This is a genomic window from Bacillus sp. EKM501B (assembly GCF_011800505.1).
In the GTDB taxonomy this organism is placed as follows: domain Bacteria; phylum Bacillota; class Bacilli; order Bacillales; family Bacillaceae_G; genus Bacillus_A; species Bacillus_A cereus.
Genome location: NZ_JAALFZ010000012.1, coordinates 75,822 through 100,469 on the forward strand (window position 1 = coordinate 75,822; position 24,648 = coordinate 100,469).

A 24,648-nucleotide genomic window follows, 5' to 3' on the forward strand; every position below is an offset into this window, starting at 1 on the left:
TAGAAATTATGTATTAAAAACATTTTAGGGATATTATATATTGAAGAGGTGGCTTTTGTAGATTACAAAAGTCATCTTTTTATGTTAGGAATAGATTGTATACATTTTAGCAGTTTCATATAAATAATAGAAATTTATACGAGGTAAATACCATGGGAAATAAAAAAGAAATAGCTATAGTTGCATTAACAACAGGATTTGTTTTAACAAGTGTAACACCATATGGAGTAGGTCATGCAGAGGAACCTGGTCAAATGCAAGTTGAAATTCAAGAGGATTCGTTCCGTACAGGTGATCTTACACAACCATCAAAAAAGGCGCCAGAGAATGTAGTGAAAGATGCACTTAAGGAAAATACGGAGCATGCTTTGTCTCCAAAACAAGTTAGTGCAGAAACAGGAGTAGATTACAAGGTTCTTCAAAAACGTGGTTCTTATGATGGAACTACACTTGTACGCATGCAACAAATATATGAAGGAAAAGAAGTGTATGGCCACCAGTTAACTGCTCACGTAGATAAAAAAGGTATTATTAAAAGCATTTCAGGAGCTAGCGCACAAAATTTAACACAAGAAGATTTAAAGAAACCTATTAATTTATCAAAAGAAGAAGCGAAACAATATATTTATAAAAAGTACGGAAACGACATTAAATTTATTTCTGAACCAGAAGTTAAGGCGGTTATTTTTGTTGATAAAAATCATGGGCAGGCTAGCAATGCATATCAAGTTACATTTGCTGCTACAACACCAAATTATGTATCTGGAACTTATTTAGTGAATGCTCATAATGGCGATATATTAAAAGATATGGTACAAGAATCAAGTTTGAAAATAAGTGAAGAGTATGTTGAATCCGTTAAGGAAAATAAAACTAGCAATTTCACATCATTAACTGGAACAGGAAAAGATGATTTAGGCGTAACTCGTACATTTGGTATTTCTAAACAGACTAGTGGGAATTATGCGCTTGCTGATTACACAAGAGGGCAAGGAATTGAGACATATGATGTAAATTATAGAGATATTACAAATGAAGAAAGTTATTATCCTGGCATACTAGCAACTAGCGCTTCAACAACATTTAATGATCCAAAGGCGGTAAGCGCTCATTTCTTAGCAACAAAGGTATATGATTTTTATAAAGAAAAATATAATCGTAATAGTTTTGATAATAAAGGAAAAAAAGTAGTTTCAGTTGTACATGCATGGGATTCTGGAGGAACAAATGATCCTGAAAATTGGGAGAATGCATTTAGTACTAATATTAATAACATCAGTATGCTTTTATATGGAGATCCTATGGTAAAAGCGTTCGATATAGCCGGTCATGAATTTACACACGCAGTTACATCAAGTGAATCTAACCTTGAATTCTCAGGAGAATCTGGGGCAATTAACGAGGCATTATCGGATATTATGGGAACGGCTATAGAGAAATACATAAATAATGGGGAATTTAACTGGACAATAGGAGAGCAAACTGGATCGACTTTTCGTAATATGAAAAATCCAACTGCAATTAATTTTTCAGAAGGACTACCGTATCCCGATGATTATAGTAAATATAATGATTTAAATGGAGAGGATTATGGAGGCGTTCATTTTAACTCAAGTATTATTAATAAAGTTGCGTATTTAATTGCACAAGGTGGTACTCATAACGGTGTAAATGTAAATGGTATTGGTGAAGATAAAATGTTTGATATTTTCTATTATGCAAATACTGATGAATTAAACATGACTTCTAATTTCTCTGAATTGAAATTGGCATGCCTTAAAGTGGCAACTAATAAATATGGAACGAGCTCAATTGAAGTTCAAGCAGTCCAAAATGCTTTTGATGCTGCAAAAATTACCGGAACAGTGAAAGAAAACGAAAAAACAGCAGAAAACCAAGCTCCAGAGTTAACTGTGCCGTTTACGATTACACTACGTGTAGGTGATACGTTTGATCCAATGAGAAATGTAAAAGCTGTTGATAAAGAAGCTGGTGATTTAACAAATAAAGTAAAGCATAAAGGCGATGTAGATACTTCAAAACCAGGTACATACATTGTGGAATACTTGGTCGTTGATTCCCAAGGGAGAACTACAACGGCTACACAGACTGTAATTGTAGAGGGAAATGGAGAAATATTAGATTTAGAACCTAAATTAACAGTGCCTGTTGGAGCGACAATTCATGTAGGAGATTCATTCGATCCAATGATAAAAGTAAAAGCTATTGATAAAGAAGACGGCGATCTTACTTCTAAAGTAAAAATTGCTGGTGGAGTAGATACATCTAAAGTCGGTACTTACGTATTAACGTACACGGTTACAGATTCTAAAGGTCATGAAGTAACGGCGAAACAAACTGTAACGGTTAAAGTTAGAGAAGAAGTTACAAATGAAAAACCAATACTAAAAGTACCTGCTACAACTTCAATTACTGAGGGTGATCAATTTGATCCGTTGGTAGGGGTATCAGCTACTGATAAAGAGGACGGTGACCTTACTTCTAAAATAGCGTATGAAGGAACTATAGATACAACTAAAGCTGGTACTTATGAAATAATATATAGTGTCAAAGATTCCATGGGTAATGACGTAAATACAATACAAAAAGTATTAGTGAAAGATAAGGAAACTAGCAAAGCTAATGGCCTTGCTAATAAGGCAAATAAGAGTAATATCTCTAACAACAGTAATAGCGATAAAAAAGAATATACATATAAGGAGCTTCCAAGGACGGGTGTAAGTACAACTAACAGTGCAGCAATCGGCATATTGATGATTATTACAGGCACAGTACTCACTTTTGTTCGCAAATTTAGAAAGATACAAAAATAATAGTAGGGATTATTCGTTTGAAGAAAAGAGTTCATTATTCAAAAGAAATAAAGTAGAAAGTAAGTAAAACAAAATATGGATTTTTTACTTAATAAGATTTTAGTAGTTAAGCGGTGCATTTGGCTTCTATAAAAATTTGTAGTTGGATCATGTTCTGTCTACAAAACTACATTACATAAAAAACACGTTACTATTCTCATTAAAATAAAAGAATAGTAACGTGTTTTTTGGTTTGGAAAAAGCATAAATCCTATAGTTCATGAATCTGGGAGTGCTTCTAATCTGCCATTGATGAGTTACTGAAAACATTTTGTTTTAATGGGAGTTTCACTCTAAATGACAACATGAGATTTTCGATATTTACCAGGTGTTTCATTGGTGAATTTTTTAAAAATTTTAGTGAAATAACTTTGATCGCTAAAATTAAGCGAAGCACATATGTCTGATAAAGGATAGGTGGTGAAAGTTAATAATTTCTTTGCTTCTTCGATTCGTTCACGTTGAATGTACTCAATTAATGAAATACCGACTTCTTTTTTAAATAATATAGATAAATAATCTGAATTCACATTTGCAAATTTAGCAAGTTGTTTAACAGATATTGGATTGTAAATATTTTTAAAAATGTAGTTTTTACAAATAGCAATAGTCTGTGAATATTGCTGCGTTTTTTGTGCCTTTACACGGTCTGCAAAGGTACAAAAAGCATTTTTTAATAAATCCCAAACAGATTCTTTGTCTTTTAAATCTTCTGTTCTTTGAATATGCAAATCATAAATTTTGTAAGCAATCCCAGATGGAAGTCCCCCTTTTATCGCATATCTAGTAGCGAGCGTGATGGATGAAATACAAATGTTTTTATGACGTCTTAATTGATGGAATGAAGATAAAGATGAAAGAGTCTCTTGTTGGAATTCGTAATAATATTTGAGTACGGTTTCTTTATCCCCGTCTTCTATAGAACTAAGTAGTTGCTGCTCTATATATAAATTATGATAAATGGATTCTTCTTTTTGCATTGAAATATATACATCTTCGTTTAAGATGCTGCTATGACTTATATGAAGTGAGTCACTGTTATTTGAAAAGGTGCTTACATCTGAATTTTTTTTATAGAGAATGTTATAGAACAATATCGCTATATTTACAAAGAAATTTTGATCTTTGACTGACAATGAAAAATAATGGTCTCTTGTTCTTTTATAATTTGGAATAAAATTAAGGTTACTATCCGCTTTACTTGTAGAAAAATTTACATGTGTCAAGGGCCCAATAATAACAGTACCGTTCACCATATAATCGCTCTTTATGTGAATTAAAATAAAGTGCCCTAGATATTCGTGAGTTCTGAAGATGGGGGAATTATATGTATCATTTCTCTGAAAAAGCATATGTAACTGTTCTATTTTTGATGTATATAACGAATGTGAATCATTTTTGGATTTAAATTCTAAAAGAATATTTTTGTTACAATCTAAAAAACAAACTGGAATTTCGAAAGATTGAAAAAACATATTGCAAATGTACTCTATCTCAACTAGACTGAGCTTTTTAGTCATATTCTTCCTCCTTACAGTTATGCGTAATAGTTAAATAAACATATATTCCTTTTTTCATAAGTAGAAACGGAAAACTTTTATTAATAAAAAAATATAAATAAAAGTTATAAACTTCTAAGAATAATACCATAATTTAACATGGATAGCACATATTATTTGAATATACAGGTAATAGTTTTGGACAGTAGCGTAAAATATGAATCGTCACACTTATTTGTTGGTTATTACTTATATGTATCAAAAAAGGATTAAGATTGGATTTTAAATAGGGATAGGAAGGGAGAAATGAATGGATTGACAGTAAGTGATTAGTCGAAATTAGCAGTGAAAGCTATTATGTAACAAATGTAATGATTCTTGAAATAGGGATATACGTGTAATTTAGGGGAGAAAATTACATATATCATGTGGAGAGACAACGTAATAATAGAAGATAAGAAAAGTGAATAAGTGATTGTAAACAATGGATTGTTGGACGGCTATGTTTTATGTTATTTGTTTAAATCTAATACTTGGCACACTATTGCTTTTAAGAAGGTAATAGTAATAAAGAAATTTTTAAAATGATAGAAGTGGTAAAGGGGATAAGAGAAATGAAAAAAATATTTAGTGTGCTTTTAGTGTTATTCTTAACATTTTCTACATGGTCTAGTGTATTAGTAAAGGCAGACTCACCATCTAAAGGTACTTTAACGATCCATAAGTATGAACAAGAAAAAGATGGAGCGCAGGGACTAGAAGGTAATGGTTCTGCAAATCAAGAGGTGCCAAAAGATGTGAAACCATTAAAAGGTGTAACGTTTGAAGTGAAAAGGGTTGCTTCTTTTGAAAAAATTTCAAACGATGGGAAAATCGTAAAAGAAGACGTGAAACCTGTAATGGGAGCCACTCCAAATCAAGTAGTAACAGATGATAACGGACAAGCTGTATTAAAAGATCTTCCGCTAGGACGTTATGAGGTGAAAGAAGTGGCAGGACCTCCACATGTTAATCTAAACCCCAATACGTATACAGTGGATATCCCATTAACGAATAAAGAGGGTAAGGTGCTAAACTATGATGTTCACATGTATCCCAAAAATGAGATTAAACGTGGTGCAGTGGATTTAGTAAAAACTGGTGTAAATGAAAAAGCATTAGCAGGTGCAGTATTCTCTTTATTTAAAAAAGATGGTACAGAAGTGAAAAAAGAGTTAGTAACAGATGCTAATGGTCATATTCGCGTACAAGGATTGGAGTATGGTGAATACTATTTCCAAGAAACAAAAGCTCCGAAAGGCTACGTAATAGATCCAACTAAACGTGAGTTTTTTGTTAAGAACTCCGGAACAATTAATGAAGATGGAACTATTACTTCTAGTACAGTAGTTAAAATAGAAGTGAAAAACAATGAAGAACCAACAATTGATAAAAAAATTAACGGAAAATTGGAAGCGTTACCGATAAATCCGTTAACTAATTATAATTATGATATTAAAACATTAATTCCAGAAGACATTAAGGAATACAAAAAATATGTGGTAACAGATACTTTGGATAATCGTTTAGTGATTCAAGGAAAGCCAATCGTGAAAATTGATGGAGCAGAAGTAAATGCAAACGTTGTTGAGGTAGCTATAGAAGGTCAAAAAGTAACAGCTACAGTAAAAGATTTCACAAAATTAGATGGTAAAAAAGAATTTCATTTGCAAATTAAATCCCAAGTAAAAGAAGGAGTACCATCTGGTTCGGAAATTTTAAATACAGCAAAAATACATTTTACAAATAAAAATGATGTAATTGGAGAAAAGGAATCTAAACCTGTAGTTGTTATTCCGACAACTGGAATAATTGAGTTAACAAAAATTGATAGTGCTAATAAGAATAAATTAAAAGGTGCAGAGTTTGTACTTAAAGATAATAATGGAAAAATAGTTGTCGTAGCAGGAAAAGAAGTAACAGGTGTATCAGATGAAAATGGTGTTATTAAATGGTCTAACATTCCATATGGAGACTATCAAATTTTTGAAACGAAAGCACCAACATATACAAAAGAAGATGGTACAAAAGCATCTTATCAATTATTAAAAGACCCCATTGATGTAAAGATTAGTGAAAATAATCAAACGGTTAAATTGACGATTGAAAATAATAAAAGTGGATGGATTCTTCCGGTAACGGGTGGCATAGGAACGACTCTTTTTACTGTAATAGGCCTTACGTTAATGCTTACAGCGGCATTTGTTTTCTTTAGAAAAAAGTTTGCTAGAAATTAAGATTTTAGGAACATGTAACTATGGGAAAAGGGGAGAAGCAAAATGCTTCCCTCTTTTCGATATTTAAGCATATACAGAGGTGGAAATATGAAACGAAATCTTGTTTTGGGGGGTATTTTTTTATTTGGATTAGGTATTTTTTTATATCCTACTATTAGTAATTGGTTGGCGACTCGTGCACATTATTCTGAGATTAGCTCTTACGATAAGAAGATTAAAGCATTACAAAAGAAAGAAGTCGAACGTAGGGAAAAAGAAGCAGCCGAATATAATAAACAAGTTCAAACTTCTGCGAAAACATTTACAGATCCATTTTCTGAAAAAAAAAGTAATCATCAAGCGTATGCTGATGTGTTAAATTTAGGAGATGTAATGGGGTATATTGAAATATCGAAAATTAATATAAAACTGCCAATCTATCAAGGGACCTCTGAGGAAGTATTGGGTCGCGGGATAGGTCATTTAGATTTTTCTTCGCTCCCGGTAGGTGGAGAAAGTACGCATACTATTTTAACAGGGCATCGTGGTTTACCATCAGCAAAATTATTTACAGATTTAGATAAGTTGAGCAAAGGAGATCTTTTTTATATTCATTCTTTAGACAAAGTTCTTGCTTATAAAGTAGATCAAATTAAAGTAGTGTTACCACATGAAACGGACGATCTACAAATTGTAGAAAATAAAGATTATACAACTTTAATTACGTGTACGCCTTATGGAGTAAACACCAATAGATTGCTAGTTCGAGGTGAGCGCGTGGAGTTAAACGAGAAAGAAAAACAAAAAGTGAGTACAGAGATATTTATATTTAATAAGTGGACTGTAATAGTTCCAATCCTATTGTTATGTGTGCTTCTAGTCGTAATTTATAAGAAAAAGTTAACTCGATAGAATGTATTTATCCTGCATTAATGGGAAGTGGGACCGGAAATTCAAAGATAAGTAAAGACGGTATATAGGGGATGAAGTAAATCATCATTAATAAAAATTCATTTTATTCGATTATAAAAAAATACGGTAAAGGTGGGAACAAAGGAATTGAGGCTACGATTAAAGCTGGTAAGTATTCATTTTATTGTTTTGTTAATGTTAAGTGTAAGTTTTGTCGTATATGTACCAAAAGAAGCATATGGATCCACGACTACCTTAGAAGGTCTAGGAGATATATCGCGTTATAATGCTGTTGTCTTTGGTAACCATAAAGCAATAGGTGGCGACATTGAAGGAGCAATTGCAGTTCAAGGTGATATGGATGCATCGGGGTATACGATTGTAGGTGCAGCAGCAGGAACATCTAATATAGTAGGTGAAAAATGGGTTGATGAGGGATATCCGTCCTTGTTATTGTCTGGAAAACTAAAAAAATCAAGAGAAGAATCTTTTATCATTCAAAACGGAATAGTCGTAATGACAAAAGAGAGTGATCCAGATCGCATCATACAATCTTCTTATGATCGTATCGTTTATAAAGAAAAACTAGAAATTGACGCGAAATTTAATGAATTTCGCAATATAGTGAACCAAGTTAGTAAAAATGCAGGTCAATATAAAACGAATACCCCAATTCCAAATATGAGTCATGGAATCGGAAAAGATATAAACAATCCTAATATTTATGTTTCATCAGAATTGACAGGGAAAATCAGTGTAGATATAAGAGATGTATTTTTGCCCAATGCTAAGGACAAAGATTTTATTGTAATGTATTCAGATGCAATAGAGGTTACATTTAAAAATGGGTCTATTCTATATGACACGAACAATATTGGAAAGGCTACAGATATAGTTCCTACATCACAACCATATTCGCCTAATTCCCCGTTTACTGAGCTATATGGGAAAATGATTTGGGTTTTTCCAAATGCGAAAAAAATTACAACAGAGGGATATGGTGTAGTTGGGAGTGTGTTTGCTCCCAATGCTGTATTAGAAACAAAAGGCGGTTCGATTAATGGACAAGCATTTGTTGGTGCGGTACAACAAACTGGTGGATTTGAGTTTCACAATTTCAAATTTAACTGGAAACATTGGAACAAGCCTAGTACAGGAAAAGTAAAAATAAAAAAGGTTGATAGTAATAATGATAATAAAAAATTGGTGGGAGCAAAGTTTAAAATTGAAGATTTAAATGGGAAAATAGTTGGAGAACTAGTAACAAATGAAGAAGGAGAAGCGATATCAAAAGACTTACCAATAGGAAACTATACTTTAGTGGAAAAAGAAGCACCTAAAGGTTACGAATTATCAAAAGATAAAATAGCTGTAAAAGTAGAGAAAGATGCAGAAGTAGAAATTAAAATAGGAAATAAGAAATTGCCAGATCCAATGGGAAAAATGAAGCTTGTGAAAGTAGACATAAGTGATAAAAATAAAAAGCTAGCAGGAGCAAAGTTTAAAATTGAAGATTTAAATGGGAAAATAGTTGGAGAACTAGTAACAAATGAAGAAGGAGAAGTAATATCAAAAGACTTACCAATAGGAAACTATACCTTAGTGGAAGTAGAAGCACCTAAAGGTTACGAATTATTAAAAGATAAAATAACTGTAAAAATAGAAAAAGATGCAGAAGTAGAAATTAAAATAGGAAATAAGAAATTGCCAGATCCAATGGGAAAAATGAAGCTTGTGAAAGTAGACATAAGTGATAAAAATAAAAAACTAGCAGGGGCAAAGTTTCATATAGAAGATGCAAAAGGAAAAGTAGTTGGAGAGTTAATAACAGATGAAAAAGGAGAAATGATATCAAAGGACTTACCAATAGGAAACTATACCCTAGTGGAAATAGAGGCACCTAAAGGTTATGAATTATTAAAAGATAAAATAGCTGTAAAAATAGAAAAAGATACAGTAGTAGAAATTAAAATAGAAAATAAGAAATTGCCAGATCCGACTGGGCAATTTGAAATTGAAAAAGTTGATGATAAGGATAGTGAATTAAAGCTAAAAGGCGCTGTATTTCAAGTGTTAGATAAAGAAGGGAAAGAACTTAGTAGATTAATAACGGATGAAAAAGGAAAGGTAATTTCCACCCAATTAGCAATTGGAAAGTATACGATTAAAGAAATAAAAGCACCGAACGGATACATGTTACTTAGAGATCCAATAGAAATAGAAATTACAGAAGCAGTAAAGACACAAAAAATAACAGTGAAAAATGCGAAGAATAATTGGGTAATTCCTAATACTGGTGGGAGCGGAACAACAATTTTTTACGTAATTGGTATTATGCTAATGTTTGGTGTGCTATATTTCTGTAAGAAAAATCGTATATTATGAACTAATTTTATAGAGTTAGACAGATTGTTGCGTTAGAGAGTTTTTAGGGCATGAGTTCGGTATTGTACTGGACTCATGTTACTACATTTGTTGAAGGAGGAAGGATAATAGTAAACATAGAATATATTAATGAATTAAAATGTTTAAGAGGTGAACATGGTGGCAATAAAACAAGACGAAATTAAAGTAGTTGTCGGAGCTGGAGTGTTTAATAATAATCCAGGCTGGATTCAAACGCAAGAAGATGAACTTAACTTACTAGATAAAGCTACGTGGGAAGAAAGATTTGAATACAACTCTATTTCAGCTATTTTGGCTGAGCATGTATGGGAACACCTTACTTTTGAAGAAGGTGTAAGAGCAGCTGAAATCTGTTATGAATTTTTAAAACCATCTGGTCATATTCGGTGCGGAGTCCCTGATGCATTCTTTCAGGATGAGGTATATCAAAATATAGTTCAAATAGGGGGACCCGGTCCGAAAGATCATCCAGCAACAAGTCATAAAATCGTTCATAATTATAAAACATTAACGAAAATGTTTGAAACTGCTGGATTCGAGGTAGTTTTACTTGAATATTGTGATGAAAATGGTCAGTTTTATTACAACGAATGGGATGCAAACGACGGTGTTATTTTCCGTTCGAAAAGGTATGATTCTAGAAATAAAGGCGATAAACTTGGTTTTCCATCGCTAATTGTCGATGCGATTAAGCGCTAATCATTTAACCAAAAAAGGAGTTAATCCCATGATTTCATAAGTCGCAAATGCGGCTTTTTTATTTGTACGTAAATCTATATTTAATTTTCAATACTATATAACTCGATTTAGAAAATATTTAAGTTTTTCTCAGCGTCATTCACTTTAAATTAACACTTCGTAGACATAAATATTTATTTTATATTTATATTCTTGTAAAATAAATGAGAACATATATTCTATATGAGGAGGCAATCAAAATGATAGCTGAAATTGGGAAACTAACTGGTGGATATATAGTAAAATTTGAACGCGAATTTCCATATACGGTAGAGGAAGTTTGGTCTGTATTAACAGAAAACAGTAAGCTGAAAAAATGGATGTCCAATTTACAGATTGAAAGCCTTAAAACTGGTGGAATAATAAAGTTCGACATGATGGACGGTTCATTCATAAACATTGATATTTTAGAGTGTCAACTAAACTCAGTACTTGAATTTACTTGGGATAAAGACCGTGTCCGATTTGAAATACATAAAGAGGAAAATAGTACTCTTTTATTCCTTAAAGAGTACATTAATGAATTAACAGATCATACACCGAGAGATATAGCTGGTTGGCATATTTGTTTAAATCTTTTTTCTTACGTTTTAGAAGGAGAAGAGAAAGAATTTTCTAAAGATGAATGGCAACAGTGGTTTGAAATATACAAGGATAAGATTCATGAAGTGAGAGGATAATTGCATAATAGGTAATATTCATTATGTAATTATTATATTGCAAATATGTTTTTAATGAGAAATAAGAATAGAGGTTCATATGAAGGTAAATCAATTGATTGCTAGTCGCGATCGAATCAATTAGTGAATTTTTATAACCTAAAGAAGGAAGAGGATATAAAAGTAAATAAAGAAATATAATTCAAACGTTATAAACAGTTGACTCTCACACAATGTCATTGTTTAAGATAAAGTTGAGCTTCAAAGTAGATGTAACTTATAGGAGGAAATCATGTTTAAAATAGGGGATTTTTCAAAACTATCTTCCATTAGTATACGAATGTTGAGACACTACGATAAAGTGGAATTACTACAACCAGTAAAAGTCGATGAGCAGAGTGGATATCGATTTTATTCAGCAGACCAATTAAAAAAAGTAAATCAAATTCAAACGTTAAAAGCTATGGGGTTTAATATTGCTACCATCAAAGAAATAATAGAATGCGATAATATAGATACCATAAAAGAGCAATTTTTAAATCGTAGTGCTCAAATTAAAGAAGACATGAATAACCTCCAAAAACAATTACGTTTCCTCGAAGACTCAATGAAAACGATGAGAGAGGATGTTGTTGAGATGAATTATCATGTTTCAATAAAAGAAATTCCAGAAAGAACTGTAGCTAGTGTTAGAAAGGTTATTCCATCGTATAATTGCGAAGGTGATTTATGGAGTGTATTAATGCAAGAAATTCAGATAGAAAATATTGGTATTTCCCAACCGAGTTATAGTATTGCGGTTTTCCATGATCGTGAATACAAAGAAAATGATGTAGATATAGAAATACAGCTAAGTATTCTAGGTAAGCACGAAAATACAAAAGACGTTACATTTAAAAATATGGAATCGACTAATGTAGCTTCTATAACAGTTAATGGAAGTTATGAACAGATGACAGCTGTAAATGAGGCTGCGGCAAAATGGATTGAGACAGAGGGTTACAAATTAGCAGGCCCGATGTTTAATATTTATCATGTGAGCCCAGCGATGGAATCCGATCCTAATAAGTGGGTTACAGAAGTTTGTTATCCAGTTAAATGAAGATAAAGAAAAAAGGCATTATTTATATGCCTTTTTTCTTTATAAACTTATCCATAAATATCAAGATAAATTACTTCTTGATTTGATTCGTCAACTACTAGCACAATTTTATTTGCAAATGTACAAAATGAGCGGATTATAATGGATTCCTTTAATGAATCTTCTAAAAACCAACCTGTTGGTAATAAAGAAACGCAACCATCTTTTTGGAAATTTCAGCAATGTTTACATTAGCAACAAAAGCCACCGTAATAAGGGGCTTTTGTCTTAAATAATTTAATGATATGTGTACCCTCCATCTGGAAATAATACATTACCCGTAGTAAAACTATTTTGCATTAAATATAGAACAGTATGTGCAATTTCATTATTATGGCCAGGCCTTTTTACAAGAGAAAGAGATTTATAAGATTCATAAGCAGCTAGTCTATTTTCGTTTTGTTCATTCTCTCTTTGTATCGTTCCAGGAGAAACAACATTAACTCTTATAGGAGCTAATTCAACAGCTAAAGCTTTCCCTAAGCTTTCAATAGCCCCATTACAAGCTCCGTAAGCAGGCGCACCTTTAATTGGTCTTTGACTAAAGGCACCGGACATTAACACGATCGATCCAGAGTTTGAAAGAAAAGGGATGGCATATTTTACGGCATAATATTGAGGCCAAAACTTTCCGATGAAGCTACTTTCAGCAATTTCCTCTGTAGAGGTAATTGGTCCAAGTGTGTAAGAGGCTCCGGGTGTGAATAAATGATCAAAGTTCCCAACTGTCTTGAAAAAATTTTGTAATTGCTCTTTATTTTGATTATCCAATACGTAAGTGTGGAGATGATTGCTATTTATTAATTTTTTAGCAATCCTTAATTTTTCTTCCGAACGCCCTGCAATAATAACATGTGCACCTTGTTTAATTGCTTGTGTTGCCGTTGCTAATCCAATACCAGAACTCCCGCCAATGATAACAATACGCTTATCTTTTAATGTAGTAATAGACATATTTTAGCCACTCCTTTAATAAAAAACTTTAGAATATAACTTATGCTTTTATTATTCGCTAAAAGGGATCAAGTGAAAAGTACGCACTTTGTATGTACATAGTCGCAAATTTCGTACTAATCGCTATTTACGCGGATAAGTAATAAGAAAAATTGCTAAATATGGTTTATCCCGCATTAACGGGCAGTAAAACTCTCACCTCAAAGTTAGGAAAATGCGAGGAAGTTAGGTGAGAGATCAACTGCCCGTAAACGCCCGATTGGTTCAACTAATAATCAGTGGGGGATGAATAAAACCCCCACTGATTAAAGTTTCACTTTATGATATCAGTGGAGAGGTGAGAAAAATGGATTTACAAGAACCGAAGTTAAAAGGGGTAATAGCGACATTACAAATAATCGGTGGGAAATGGAAGCCACTCATTTTGTTTATTTTGCTAACAGATGGGACGAAACGTTTTGGTGAATTAAAGAAATTAATACCAGATATATCTCAAGGAACGTTAGCAAAGCAATTACGTGAATTAGAGCAAGATCAACTAATAAAACGCGAAATTTATCAAGAAATACCACCTAAAGTAGAATATAGCTTAACTGAACATGGAAAAACAGTCAGTACTGTTTTGGATAGTATGTGTAGTTGGGGAAGAGGACATTTAGAACATATAGATAAAGGTGAACTATAAAATTGTTATGTAAACTTAGCGTCGTACGAAGTGGAATGGTGTTTTAATAATTTGTATTTTATAATATATAATTAAATAGTGTTGTAGGTTATTATACATATTTAATTCGTTTTTACAAAGGGGAGTTATAAGGTGAATGAATTAGAGTACAAAAGCTTTTATGATAAAGTAGGAAGATTAAATGGATGGGATTTTAGTAAAATAAAATGTGAAACTGTAGGAGAAATATGGGACTTTTATGGAGAAGTGAAAGAAAGATGTAAATCATCAGACATTCTACTTGATGTTGGTACAGGCGGAGGAGAAAATGTACTTAACATAGCATCATCAGCTAAATTGTTAATTGGAATTGATAATTCTAACGGCATGATTGAAACGGCACATTCTAATTTGAAAAAATCAGGTGTACAAAATGTTGAGTTTCTTCAAATGGGTTCTGGAGCTTTAACGTTTCCACATGCGCATTTTGATATCGCTTCAAGTTGTCATGCACCATTTGCAGCGACTGAATTATCAAAAGTAATGAAAAAGGGTGCTTTTTTCTTAACGCAACAAGTTAGCGAACATGATAAATTAAACCTAAAAGAGACATTTGGGAGAGGACAATGCTTAGGTGAAAGAGATGGAACTTTAAAAGAAAAGTATATGGGTGAACTTATATATGCAGGATTTGAACTCGTGCAAGTACGTGAATATGATGTTACTGATTATTACAGTACGCCTGAAGATCTCATTTTCTTATTAAAACATACGCCTATTATTCCTAGATTTGGAGAAGAGGAAGAGGATTTTACTATTTTACAAAAGTTCATTGAAACAAATAGTTCTGAAAAAGGGATTCGTACGAATTCAAAAAGATTTATGATTATTGCTGTAAAATCTTAATGTATTTTATTGTAAAAGCTGCTTTTCGTTTAAGGAAAGGCAGCTTTTTTATATGGAAATAATGCAGGGGAAACTTAAAAAAATAAAAATAAGTAAAGTGTTAATCAAAAAAATGAAATATGGAGCATAATTGTTTTGAAACATTACTGTACTAGCAATGAAAGAAGCTAACATATTCATACTAAAGTTGTAGTTTCTATATAAAAAATCCATTCTTCCGTTTGATTTTATCTATTTATAAGTGTAATACAATACGAATAGATAATAAGAAATGAGGGGGAATGTAAAGTGATTACACATATATCAGATATAAAATTACAAACGGTTTCCATAGAAGGGGTAAAACAAGTGTATAAGGACATATTATCTTTTCCAATAAAAAAAGAAACAGCATCCTTCATTCAATTTGAAGTAACACCTTATACAACAATTAGTTTTCAAGAAGTGTATGAACCAATTGCACCTGCACATTTTGCTTTTGAAATCCCATATTCAAAATTTCATGAAACAGCAAGATGGCTTGAGGAGTCTGGATTACTCATTGCGAAATGGAAAGATGGTCATACAATTGATGAAGAGGATGGTCGATTCAATTTATACTTTAAAGACGGAGATGGAAATCTACTCGAAATTATCGCGCATAGTTATGTTAAAGAAGATGTATTAGTACCGCAGTCACCTTTAAACATTTTATATGTAAGGGAAATTGGTCTTCCTGTTAAAAGTGTACCTATTTTTAGGGAATGGCTGAAATCAAATCTAAATATGAAAACGATGGAAGACGGGGATATTTTTAACTTTGTAGTTGGTGGCACTGCTTATGTCGTCGCAACTTGGTGGCAGCGACCTTGGATTCCAATCGCGATGAAAGCTTTACCACCGAAAGTTCATGTTTCTTTCGGAACAGCGGATCTCGCATTTTTACAGCGAATCCAAATTAACTTTAAGAAAAATAATGTGCCATTTGAATGTAAACATAATGAAGTGTCATTTATTGTGCAGGGATATTCATTTTCTATTGTGTATACACCAGAGTTTCATTCCAATATTCCTAGCAAAATAAACTTACCGCTTTCTATATAGTTATAGAAAGCGGTAAGTTTATTTTGTTTTAAGGAAAATTAAAGTCTAGTTATTATGTTGATTTAACATTTGAGCTATTCCTTGACCAAATGACCAATTCTCCATAGGTGTCTCGTGTAGTGTAATGAAAACATCAGCAGTAGAGATTTGTAAAGTATTAGCTGTACTAGTGGCTATAGCTTTATATAAATCTTTTTTTTGATTAATTGTTCTCCCAGGTCCACATGTAATAGAAATATAAATCATATTATTGGATCGTTTTAATGAACCTTCTAAAAGATAAGATGAATTATAAAAAAGTTGATGAGAAGGATAAGGTAAAAACATTTGAAAATAATCATTTTCAGGAATATTGAAATGTTCAATTAACGAATGGTGAATTTGATTGCTTACATTTTTTAATAACTTATTATCGGATAATTTTTCAGGATGATAAACAGTGACAAATGGCATAATAGAGGACTCCTTTCCTTTTGATTTTATTTTACTTCCAATATTTCCATTTGTATAATTGAAAATATATTAACGAATTATCAATAAAATCGATGAAGGTGGTGTATGAAATGGAAATGAAAGAGTTACTTACATTTAAAAAAATTATTGAAGAAGGAACGTTTTCACAAGCTGCTAAACAATTAAACTATGCACAATCAACAGTAACAACACATATAAAAAAGCTGGAAAATGAAATTGGTTTTCTGTTATTTGAAAGAGGATGGGATGCAAGATTAACAGAAGAAGGAAAACTTTTTGCAGAAGAAGTAGAAAACTTAGTAACACATTGGGAATATTCTATAACTCAAGCACAACGTATTAGTAATGAAGAAAAAGGGAGTTTGAGAATAGGCCTATTAGAATCCGTTGCTAAAAGGTTAATACCAATAATATTAGAGTTTTTAAATGCTGAAAAACCATATATACATTGTGATTTTGTAGTGGGAAATACAGCACTTTTATCAGAAATGATAGAACATAATAAGATTGATTTTGCGGTGTGCGGAAATAATGAAAATAAATCAAAGGTAAAATTCATCCCAATATGTGATGAACAGATTGAATTTATAGTGAATAATCCCGAGCATCCTTTGTTACAAAAAGAATCCGTTGAAGCATTTGATATTATAGATTATCCAGTTATTGTAGGAGAAAGTAATTGTTATTCGTATCAATCTGTAAGTTCTCTCCTAGCGAAAAATAATTTATCTTTTAAAAGAGTTTATAATTGTAGTGCTTTAAACCTCATTCCAGAAATGCTTTTTGAAAATGCCATAGGAATTATCCCGAAAGGTACAATTTTGAATGAAGAAATACTATCTTTTAAGATTAAGTACTTTAATTCTAAAATCCCGATTGGTATATTAATTTCTACTAAAAATAACAATTATTTAAGTCAAACGAAACAAAAAATTATCAACATCATTAAAGTCGCCCTATAATTATGCTAAAAAATTATAGGGCTGTTTTCGATACGTACTTTTCTTTTAGCATTTCAGAGATTTTTGTAATAATAGGATTTATGTGAGTAGAAGGATTTCCTAACATTGCAGTGAATTTAAAATAGGGGTGTAGAATACTACATGGTTTAAGGAGGGTGAAACTTGAACTTAGGTGAGCCAATGGCTAAAGGAAATACAGCGGAAATTTATCTGTATGATAATAAGATTGTGAAGTTATTTAAAGAATATCTTCCAGGTACAGAGTCTATGAATGAAGCAAAAAAAACAAAAATATGCTTATTCATGCGGGCTGCCAGTTCCAAACGTATTTGAAGTGACAAAGATACACGATAGACAGGCAATTATTATGGAATACGTAAAAGATGTCAGCTAATAACAATGAATTGCTAAATAAATTAATGCTTCAGTATTGTAATTAAATGAGTAAAATTATTGGATTTTGTTTACAAAGAATATAGTAGTAAAAAAGGAGTCTGTTTTATGAAAACTGATGAATCGATTTCATTGAATACCGAATTTGAGAAATCCGCTCCTGCGCTACAACTTTCGAAATTACATAAGCGATTCGGTGAATTTATTGCAGTAAATTGTATTGATTTAACTATTCCAAGTGGTTCTTTTTATGGAGTTGTTGGACCTAACGGAGCAGGAAAAACTACATCTTTATCAATGGCTGTTGGTTTGTTACGACCGGATGGCGGAAACGCTAAAGTTTTTGGGATTGATGTTTGGAGTAATCCAAAACAAGCTAAAACGTTGATTGGAGTATTACCAGATGGATTGGCTTTACCAGAAAGACTTACTGGTCGCGAATTATTAACATATATGGGGTTGTTAAGAGGAATAGATGCCAATGAAGTTGCTCAGCGGGCAGAAGAATTACTTGCAGTATTAGAGTTGAATAATACTGAGGGGACTTTAGTTATTAATTATTCTACTGGTATGCGTAAAAAACTCGGCCTTGCACTTGCACTTCTTCATGCGCCAAAATTACTCGTTCTCGATGAACCGTTTGAGGCGGTAGATCCCATTTCTGCAACTACTATTAAAAAGATTTTACAGAAATTTGTTAGTTCAGGTGGTTCTGTAGTATTTTCTAGTCACGTCATGGCATTAGTTGAACAACTTTGTGACCACGTTGCAATTATTTCGAAAGGGGGAGTACTTTCATCTGGAAAGATGGAAGATGTTTGTGGTGAAGAAAAACTAGAGGATATTTTCATTCGATTAGTAGGTAAACCCGCCGCTAAAGGAGGGGAATTGTCTTGGTTAATGTTTTAATTCAAATGAAGTTATCAATACTTAAACATTCAATGAATCGTGGCAGGGCAGTTCTATTTATTATGACAGGATTAGTTGGTTTGTTGCTAGCAATTGGAACTATTCTACTTTTTTCTTTTTATCCAACAGAACAAAATATATCAAAAAGCATTCTATATGTAACATTCGCCATTTGGACAGTAGGATGGATTATAGGTCCGATGCTTACTGGAGGAGACGAAATATTACGCCCTGAATATTTTGTGTTGCTTCCGCTCAATTCTTATAAACTAGCTAGGATGCTTCTCGGTGTAACTTTTATAGGAGTAGGACCACTGGTTAGTTTTTTAGCTTTTATAGGATTATTAATTTATGCAGCTAGAATTAGCATATATGCGATTATAGTAGCAGTTCCAGCAATTATTTTGCAGTTAGTTTTTGTAGTATTGTTATCCAAAGTAATAGTTAGTATTATGGGTGAGGTGATGAAATCAAGAGTCGGTATGGAAATGGGAGCGATGTTCATTGGTTTCATCATTGCATTTCTAAATGTCGGCTGGTATGCACTTCCTGTAATCAATAGAATCGTATTTAGTGATACTACGCTATTTTACATGATTCCATCTAGTTGGACGATACTTGCTGTAGAGTACGCTAGTCAATCTAATTGGTTATTAGCTTTTATTTTCTTAGGTAAAATAACAATATTTTGTGGGTTTCTTTTATTTATATGGACTATATTATTGACTAGACGTAAAGAGATAGATTCAAAAAAAGTTCAAGTGAAGATTATTAATAAGCATTATAGAAAGGCTTTTAAAATCTTTTTTGAAACTAAAATAGGAGCTGTTATAACTAAGGAACTTAAAAGTTGGAGAAGAGATCCACAACGAGGCCGTTTCCTGCGAATGGGCATATGGATAGGTGTATTTTATGGGATTTTAGTTACGATTGCTAATATACCTTACTTAATGCCTTGGGCGGGGGGAATTATGGTTGTATTTACAGGTATGTTTGCTTGTAATTTATATGGTTTCGATGGAAGCGCGTTATGGTTAACGTTGGTGACACCTGGCGCAGAAAGGATTGACGTGCGTGGCCGCCAATTAGCTTGGTTGATAGCTATTGGTCCTGTGGCAATTTTAACTACAATAATTTTCACTTTTTCTAGCGGACTTACTTTCGTTTATCCATGGGTATTTGCAGTAGTCCCAGCTTTACTTGGTGGGGCAGTCGGCCTTATTGTCTTATTTTCTGTAGTTAATTTAATTCCAATTACTGATCCACATTGCCGTGGAAGAGGAACGATAATATCTGGTGACGATATGAATGCGAGTAAAATGTTTATAACCACGTGGCTCATGCTGTTGATGGTGCTAGTAACAACGATACCTTCGTTACTAGTTATATGGTTGGGGACATCATTACATATACAATTCATACAATGGTTAGGTGTACCGACTGGGGCTTGTACGGGAGTGTTTTTAGCATGGCTATTTGGGCGTATCGCTTACAAAAAACTTGAAAGAAATGGCCCTGAGTTGCTATTTGAAATGAAAAGTGGGATGAAAATTAACAGTGATAATTACAAAAAGAAAATTCGTAATAAAGAAATGGAATTACCGAAGAAAAAACTTGCCGTTGTTATTCTTCTTGTGTTTATGGGAATCTTTTTCTTGGTGCACCAAAGTATAGTGCCGATTGTCTTTGAAATATTTGATGTGGATGAAAGAGTCCGTCTATTTTTTCTTCCGCGCTACCTTCCTCATATTGCCCGCATTCCTGTAAGTATCATTTTCGCTGTACTAGGTATAGTGTTTTTGTATAAAGCCATATTGATTAAGAAACAGCACGTAAAAGAATCACAACTAATAAAAGATGATATGTAAAACATTACCAATCGGTCAAGTTTTTAGCGGATGTTGTTCAACTATAGTTACGTAGTTAAACAACATTCGCTTTACATATTTATTAAAGAATAATTATTTTCAAGTTTTAACCTATAAAGATTTATTATCCGTACTTGTTCCTCCGTTAATTCTTCTTTATCCCAATACATATGCATTAAGCTATATTCAAAAATCTCCTTTAATTTAATAAATAATGGAAACTTGTCTATCATCTCTTTTGGTAGTTCATTTTCCTCTTGGTAGCCTTCAAATAGTGCTTTTGTAATAGAATGTTCATAGTCAATGATATTCCCATTTCCAGCAAATGAATATTCTATCGCACTATAAATAGGAACGGCTAAATTGAATATGTAAAAATATTTTTGGAATGAATCCAAGAGAATACCAACGAACAACATGCCTATTCAATCATTTGTTAAACTCAATATAAATAAAGAAGGGGAGTTCAAAATGAATATTTCTAGAAAATTAGAGGTTGAACAGTTACGTAATAAGAATAGTGAGCTATTTGATAAAGATGTACTTAACATATTGAATGGTCAAATGATGTATGAAGAATTTAAAACGGAGGAGCTAATGGGTGAGTCTGATTATGCCCCATTTAACGAGGCCATGTGTGTAAATAGCGTTACTGCACAAGTTTTTGATGAAGAGTTTATTAAAATAAGAGCAGAAGGTCATAACAGTTCAGTCGAAAATTATGCAAAAAAAGTTATAGATCCGTTAGAAAATCTATTTGCGAAAAAGTATAAATGTATTGTTTTATGGTTCGGTGAAGATATGTTTTGCCAAATGAATCTACTTACTTTACTTTCATACCTTGAGCAGTCGTGCTATGAAGGGAAAGTATACTTAAATAGTTTCAGGGAGGATGAATTTAAAGTAAATCAAATTGAACTTGAATTGGGGGATTATTCTACTATATACAATGAAGTATTAGTAAACCATAAAAAGACTTATCATAAAGTACCACCTGTAATGTATCAAGCTATAGATTTATATTTAGAAATGCTAAAAGAAGATAATATCGTAATGAAATTTATCTCTAAAAATCAAGGTTTATCAAATCAAGAATTATTAATAAAGTTGTTTCAACTTTTTCCAAAAATCGGATATGGTGATTCTCAGTACATAGAATTAATAAATAAAATAAAGAAGAAAGCTGAACCTAAAATATAGGAACAGCTACCTTCTTACAATTGTTCAAGTAACGCTAATTCGCCCTCTACAAATAACATTAGTTCTTTAATTGTTTCGCCAGAAAAATCAAAACGAATTCCAGCTGCTTTATATACTTCCGGTAAAGATTTAGAGCTACCTAATGATAAGGCTTTTTTATAATTTTCTAGTGCTTGTTTAGGATTTTCTTTATATTGCTTATACATTTGTAGCGAACCAAGTTGTGCAATTGCATATTCAATGTAATAGAATGGTATCTCGAATATGTGTAGTACAGGTAACCAGCCAGTTGCGATCCAATTTTCATAACCCTCAATATTTACGATGTTCGATTGGTAAGCGTTATGTAATTCTAAATATTTTTCATTTCTTTCTTTAGCGGTATGATTAGGGTTTTCATACATCCAATGCTGAAATTGATCAACGATAAGCATTTGTGGTAAATACTTAACAATATTTTTAAAGAAATCTAATTTTGCTTCTATAAATTCTTCTTTATTTTCATAAAAAATATCCCAATACTCCATCGAAAACAATTCCATTGTCATGCTAGCAAGTTCTGCTGATTCTGAAGGGATTTCTAAATATTTATGAAGCTCTAACTGCTTCATACAATCATTATGAATACTATGACCCATTTCATGGAGGAAAGTAGTAACATCATAATGTGTATGATTGAGATTCATAAAAATAAAAGATAATTGAGAAGCAGGCAAATATTCGCAAAATCCTCCTGGTCCTTTTCCTTTACGACTTTCTAAATCTAAGCAATTATTTTTATGCATACGGTCCAGTAATGTAGAAAATTCAGGATCTACTTTGTGTAAAATAAGAGAACTTTTTTCGATTAAATCACTCGCGTCTTCGATAGGTTTTAATGCTTTTTGATTTGGTGCGGTTGCTTTTAAATCCCATGGAAGAAGGGTATCTACTTGAAGTTCACATTTTTTCTCATTAAATATTTTATCAATAAGTGGTACTACGTATTTACGAATAGATTCAGCAAGCTCATAGCAGTCATCAGGCGTATAATCAAAACGTTCATGTTTTTTAAACATATAATCACGATAATTATCTAACTGAATGTTTTTTGCTTTTTGGTGACGAATTACGATTAATTCATTTAATATATGTTGTAATTTATCTTCAACAGATAAGAACTTTTCGGAAATAAGCGTTTTTGCTTTTTTTCGTATATCACGATCTGAATCTTGTAAGTAAGACTGTAGTTCAGTAATTGTTTTTTCTTCACCGTCCCATAGTGCAGTTAAACCACCTGTAATTTCGAAGTACTCTGTTACTAGTTTGTCTTCAGTTATCTCTAAATCAATGTTCTTTTCACAAAATAATGTTTGCGCATTCTTTATTTTTTTATTTAGTAAGCTATTCGTATTTAGATCAAGTTCCATTCGAAAAGGTGACTCTAAATATTTATTATCAAATGAATTTTGATAACGTTTCAAAAGAGGTCGTACATATTGTTGATCATATTCGTAAGTATCTTTAATTTTTTTATTATCTGTATTACATTGGAAAGCGATATAGTGCGATTTTAATTGTTCTTCAATTTCCCAAATGAAAGTAGATTGTTTTTTTAACCAGTTTTCAAGTTCTAGCTTGGAAGAAATCACTTCATTTAATAAAGTAGAAAGAGTATTTTCTAATTCTAGTACATTACTAATATCAATCGTATTTACACGTTGCAATATATATCCCTCACTTTTTATTTACTTAAGGAAGTATTCTTCTTCTTTACTACAATCCCTTTTTTTCCTAAGAAGTTTGTGCCCACTACTCCAAGAACAATCAAGATTGTTCCGATGATGTGATAGTATGCGATTTGTTCATGTAAGAATACAACACCCGCGATAATTGTAATAAGTGTAGATAAGTTGCTGAAAACACTTATTTTAGCTGCTTCAATATAAGATAACGAATAGTTTAATAACAATGCGGTTAGTAAAGAAGATAGCAAACCTAAATATAAAATGGAAATAAGAAATGTTCCGTTCATAAATGGTTTAAAGTATATAGTTAATGTCCCTTTGTTTATATGGCTGACGATAGCAATTAAATTAAAACTAATAAAGCCAATCGCTGTCATTGTGTAGGTTAAATCCATTAGCTTGAAATTATTCGCCATTTTTCGTGCTAATACATTATAGAAAGCAGATGATAATGCCGATAACAAAATAAGAATAACGCCGATGACGCTAGTTTCATAAGCCCCTAGACCATTCATTATAAATATATAAATGACACCGATGACGGAGATGAGTACAGAGATTTTTTGTGATGTATTCGTATACTCTTTCAAAAAATAGGAAGCTAACATCATCGTAAATATAGGGATCGCCGCTTGTATAATTCCCGCCTCAGATGAACTTGTATACACTAAGCCAAAAGCTTGAAAAGCAAAAAAAAGTGCTGGATAAAATATCGCAATTGGTAAAAGGGAAAGTATGTTTTTTAATGATATATTTAACTTTACGAATCCAAAAATAACCGGAATATTTGCTGCTATGAAAGCAACTGTAAAACGATGAGCCAGAGTATCAAGAGGGCTTGTAATGGTTAGTGTTAGTTTCACGAATAAAAAGGAAAATCCAATAATAAATGAATAGAGTAATGCTGATATATATGCTTTTGTTGTATTTTTCATAATTTCACCTCATAGTAGTTAATTTCTTACTGGCCAGTATACGTACATAGTAATCTTTTTGATCTAGTGCTACAATGTGAACAAATACAA

20 protein-coding genes and 1 pseudogene are annotated in these 24,648 nt (G+C 32.2%); 15 read left to right on the forward strand and 6 right to left on the reverse strand.

Annotation, left to right across the window (positions count from 1 at the left end):
- The first annotated feature begins 152 nt into the window (after window positions 1–152).
- Window positions 153–2,834 carry a M4 family metallopeptidase gene (locus HFD78_RS20370; protein ID WP_000527062.1) on the forward strand — a complete coding sequence of 894 codons (2,682 nt, stop codon included), beginning with the start codon at window positions 153–155 and terminating at the stop codon, window positions 2,832–2,834.
- Window positions 2,835–3,166: 332 nt separating this feature from the next.
- Here HFD78_RS20370 and HFD78_RS20375 read toward each other — a convergent pair whose 3' ends face one another.
- Complete coding sequence (locus HFD78_RS20375) at window positions 3,167–4,393, reverse strand: AraC family transcriptional regulator (RefSeq protein WP_000162836.1); 1,227 nt, start codon at window positions 4,391–4,393, stop codon at window positions 3,167–3,169.
- A 593-nt stretch (window positions 4,394–4,986) separates the two neighbouring features.
- Between HFD78_RS20375 and HFD78_RS20380 the strand changes: the two genes are divergently transcribed.
- The 6 genes from HFD78_RS20380 to HFD78_RS20405 all read left to right on the forward strand — a co-directional run bounded on the left by HFD78_RS20380 (window position 4,987) and on the right by HFD78_RS20405 (window position 12,444).
- Complete coding sequence (locus HFD78_RS20380; RefSeq protein ID WP_087965950.1) at window positions 4,987–6,648, forward strand: LPXTG cell wall anchor domain-containing protein; 1,662 nt, start codon at window positions 4,987–4,989, stop codon at window positions 6,646–6,648.
- An 87-nt stretch (window positions 6,649–6,735) separates the two neighbouring features.
- Window positions 6,736–7,539: a class C sortase gene (locus HFD78_RS20385; protein ID WP_087965955.1), complete on the forward strand. Its 804-nt coding sequence runs from the start codon at window positions 6,736–6,738 to the stop codon at window positions 7,537–7,539.
- A gap of 147 nt (window positions 7,540–7,686) precedes the next feature.
- On the forward strand, window positions 7,687–9,924 hold the full coding sequence (locus HFD78_RS20390; protein ID WP_097862811.1) for an MSCRAMM family protein: 2,238 nt from the start codon (window positions 7,687–7,689) through the stop codon (window positions 9,922–9,924).
- A gap of 156 nt (window positions 9,925–10,080) precedes the next feature.
- Window positions 10,081–10,644 carry a class I SAM-dependent methyltransferase gene (locus HFD78_RS20395; protein WP_114160162.1) on the forward strand — a complete coding sequence of 188 codons (564 nt, stop codon included), beginning with the start codon at window positions 10,081–10,083 and terminating at the stop codon, window positions 10,642–10,644.
- Between the two features lie 239 nt (window positions 10,645–10,883).
- On the forward strand, window positions 10,884–11,363 hold the full coding sequence (locus tag HFD78_RS20400) for an SRPBCC family protein (RefSeq protein WP_000559852.1): 480 nt from the start codon (window positions 10,884–10,886) through the stop codon (window positions 11,361–11,363).
- Between the two features lie 271 nt (window positions 11,364–11,634).
- Complete coding sequence (locus HFD78_RS20405) at window positions 11,635–12,444, forward strand: MerR family transcriptional regulator (protein WP_087965858.1); 810 nt, start codon at window positions 11,635–11,637, stop codon at window positions 12,442–12,444.
- Between the two features lie 276 nt (window positions 12,445–12,720).
- Here the strand turns inward: HFD78_RS20405 and HFD78_RS20410 are convergent, their stop codons facing one another.
- Window positions 12,721–13,437 carry an SDR family oxidoreductase gene (locus HFD78_RS20410; RefSeq protein ID WP_087965860.1) on the reverse strand — a complete coding sequence of 239 codons (717 nt, stop codon included), beginning with the start codon at window positions 13,435–13,437 and terminating at the stop codon, window positions 12,721–12,723.
- Between the two features lie 346 nt (window positions 13,438–13,783).
- Here HFD78_RS20410 and HFD78_RS20415 point away from each other — a divergent pair, with 346 nt between their 5' ends.
- From HFD78_RS20415 to HFD78_RS20425, 3 genes are all read left to right on the forward strand, one after another.
- Window positions 13,784–14,122, forward strand: coding sequence for a winged helix-turn-helix transcriptional regulator (locus HFD78_RS20415; RefSeq protein ID WP_016110039.1), 339 nt, complete (start codon window positions 13,784–13,786; stop codon window positions 14,120–14,122).
- A 132-nt stretch (window positions 14,123–14,254) separates the two neighbouring features.
- Window positions 14,255–15,007, forward strand: coding sequence for a class I SAM-dependent methyltransferase (locus HFD78_RS20420; protein ID WP_087965862.1), 753 nt, complete (start codon window positions 14,255–14,257; stop codon window positions 15,005–15,007).
- Window positions 15,008–15,295: 288 nt separating this feature from the next.
- Entirely contained in the window at window positions 15,296–16,090 is a 795-nt protein-coding gene (locus tag HFD78_RS20425; RefSeq protein ID WP_000627926.1) for a VOC family protein, read from the forward strand.
- A gap of 45 nt (window positions 16,091–16,135) precedes the next feature.
- Here HFD78_RS20425 and HFD78_RS20430 read toward each other — a convergent pair whose 3' ends face one another.
- Entirely contained in the window at window positions 16,136–16,543 is a 408-nt protein-coding gene (locus HFD78_RS20430; protein ID WP_001117408.1) for a tautomerase family protein, read from the reverse strand.
- Between the two features lie 110 nt (window positions 16,544–16,653).
- Here HFD78_RS20430 and HFD78_RS20435 point away from each other — a divergent pair, with 110 nt between their 5' ends.
- The 4 genes and pseudogenes from HFD78_RS20435 to HFD78_RS20450 all read left to right on the forward strand — a co-directional run bounded on the left by HFD78_RS20435 (window position 16,654) and on the right by HFD78_RS20450 (window position 20,696).
- The gene (locus HFD78_RS20435; protein ID WP_000425262.1) at window positions 16,654–17,526 is read left to right on the forward strand and encodes a LysR family transcriptional regulator; all 873 of its coding nucleotides are present in this window, start codon (window positions 16,654–16,656) and stop codon (window positions 17,524–17,526) included.
- Between the two features lie 162 nt (window positions 17,527–17,688).
- Window positions 17,689–17,908: pseudogene (locus HFD78_RS20440) on the forward strand (aminoglycoside phosphotransferase family protein); the annotation flags it as partial.
- 119 nt (window positions 17,909–18,027) lie between these two features.
- Window positions 18,028–18,828: an ABC transporter ATP-binding protein gene (locus tag HFD78_RS20445; RefSeq protein WP_000845232.1), complete on the forward strand. Its 801-nt coding sequence runs from the start codon at window positions 18,028–18,030 to the stop codon at window positions 18,826–18,828.
- On the forward strand, window positions 18,813–20,696 hold the full coding sequence (locus HFD78_RS20450) for a hypothetical protein (protein WP_000248568.1): 1,884 nt from the start codon (window positions 18,813–18,815) through the stop codon (window positions 20,694–20,696). Before HFD78_RS20445 ends, HFD78_RS20450 begins: the two co-directional genes overlap by 16 nt.
- A 71-nt stretch (window positions 20,697–20,767) precedes the next feature.
- On the opposite strand, the gene HFD78_RS20455 is transcribed toward HFD78_RS20450, so the two are convergent.
- The gene (locus HFD78_RS20455; RefSeq protein WP_000899730.1) at window positions 20,768–21,115 is read right to left on the reverse strand and encodes a hypothetical protein; all 348 of its coding nucleotides are present in this window, start codon (window positions 21,113–21,115) and stop codon (window positions 20,768–20,770) included.
- Window positions 21,116–21,167: 52 nt separating this feature from the next.
- On the opposite strand from HFD78_RS20455, the gene HFD78_RS20460 reads away from it, so the two are divergent.
- On the forward strand, window positions 21,168–21,896 hold the full coding sequence (locus tag HFD78_RS20460; protein WP_033667971.1) for a hypothetical protein: 729 nt from the start codon (window positions 21,168–21,170) through the stop codon (window positions 21,894–21,896).
- A 14-nt stretch (window positions 21,897–21,910) separates the two neighbouring features.
- Here HFD78_RS20460 and HFD78_RS20465 read toward each other — a convergent pair whose 3' ends face one another.
- Together HFD78_RS20465 and HFD78_RS20470 are read right to left on the reverse strand one after the other, a co-directional pair.
- Window positions 21,911–23,602, reverse strand: a complete 1,692-nt coding sequence (locus HFD78_RS20465; RefSeq protein ID WP_001190009.1) for a M3 family oligoendopeptidase — start codon at window positions 23,600–23,602, stop codon at window positions 21,911–21,913.
- 17 nt (window positions 23,603–23,619) lie between these two features.
- On the reverse strand, window positions 23,620–24,558 hold the full coding sequence (locus HFD78_RS20470; protein ID WP_000799577.1) for a DMT family transporter: 939 nt from the start codon (window positions 24,556–24,558) through the stop codon (window positions 23,620–23,622).
- Window positions 24,559–24,648: the final 90 nt, after the last annotated feature.

Excerpts from the sequence above, each read along its gene's own strand:
- HFD78_RS20445 (WP_000845232.1), top strand. The coding sequence starts at position 18,028 with ATGAAAACTGATGAATCGATTTCATTGAATACCGAATTTGAGAAATCC.
- HFD78_RS20410 (WP_087965860.1), bottom strand. The coding sequence starts at position 13,437 with ATGTCTATTACTACATTAAAAGATAAGCGTATTGTTATCATTGGCGGG.
- HFD78_RS20380 (WP_087965950.1), top strand. The coding sequence starts at position 4,987 with ATGAAAAAAATATTTAGTGTGCTTTTAGTGTTATTCTTAACATTTTCT.
- HFD78_RS20405 (WP_087965858.1), top strand. The coding sequence starts at position 11,635 with ATGTTTAAAATAGGGGATTTTTCAAAACTATCTTCCATTAGTATACGA.
- HFD78_RS20385 (WP_087965955.1), top strand. The coding sequence starts at position 6,736 with ATGAAACGAAATCTTGTTTTGGGGGGTATTTTTTTATTTGGATTAGGT.
- HFD78_RS20415 (WP_016110039.1), top strand. The coding sequence starts at position 13,784 with ATGGATTTACAAGAACCGAAGTTAAAAGGGGTAATAGCGACATTACAA.
- HFD78_RS20395 (WP_114160162.1), top strand. The coding sequence starts at position 10,081 with ATGGTGGCAATAAAACAAGACGAAATTAAAGTAGTTGTCGGAGCTGGA.
- HFD78_RS20455 (WP_000899730.1), bottom strand. The coding sequence starts at position 21,115 with ATGTTGTTCGTTGGTATTCTCTTGGATTCATTCCAAAAATATTTTTAC.
- HFD78_RS20375 (WP_000162836.1), bottom strand. The coding sequence starts at position 4,393 with ATGACTAAAAAGCTCAGTCTAGTTGAGATAGAGTACATTTGCAATATG.
- HFD78_RS20470 (WP_000799577.1), bottom strand. The coding sequence starts at position 24,558 with ATGAAAAATACAACAAAAGCATATATATCAGCATTACTCTATTCATTT.
- HFD78_RS20370 (WP_000527062.1), top strand. The coding sequence starts at position 153 with ATGGGAAATAAAAAAGAAATAGCTATAGTTGCATTAACAACAGGATTT.
- HFD78_RS20400 (WP_000559852.1), top strand. The coding sequence starts at position 10,884 with ATGATAGCTGAAATTGGGAAACTAACTGGTGGATATATAGTAAAATTT.
- HFD78_RS20430 (WP_001117408.1), bottom strand. The coding sequence starts at position 16,543 with ATGCCATTTGTCACTGTTTATCATCCTGAAAAATTATCCGATAATAAG.
- HFD78_RS20435 (WP_000425262.1), top strand. The coding sequence starts at position 16,654 with ATGGAAATGAAAGAGTTACTTACATTTAAAAAAATTATTGAAGAAGGA.
- HFD78_RS20460 (WP_033667971.1), top strand. The coding sequence starts at position 21,168 with ATGAATATTTCTAGAAAATTAGAGGTTGAACAGTTACGTAATAAGAAT.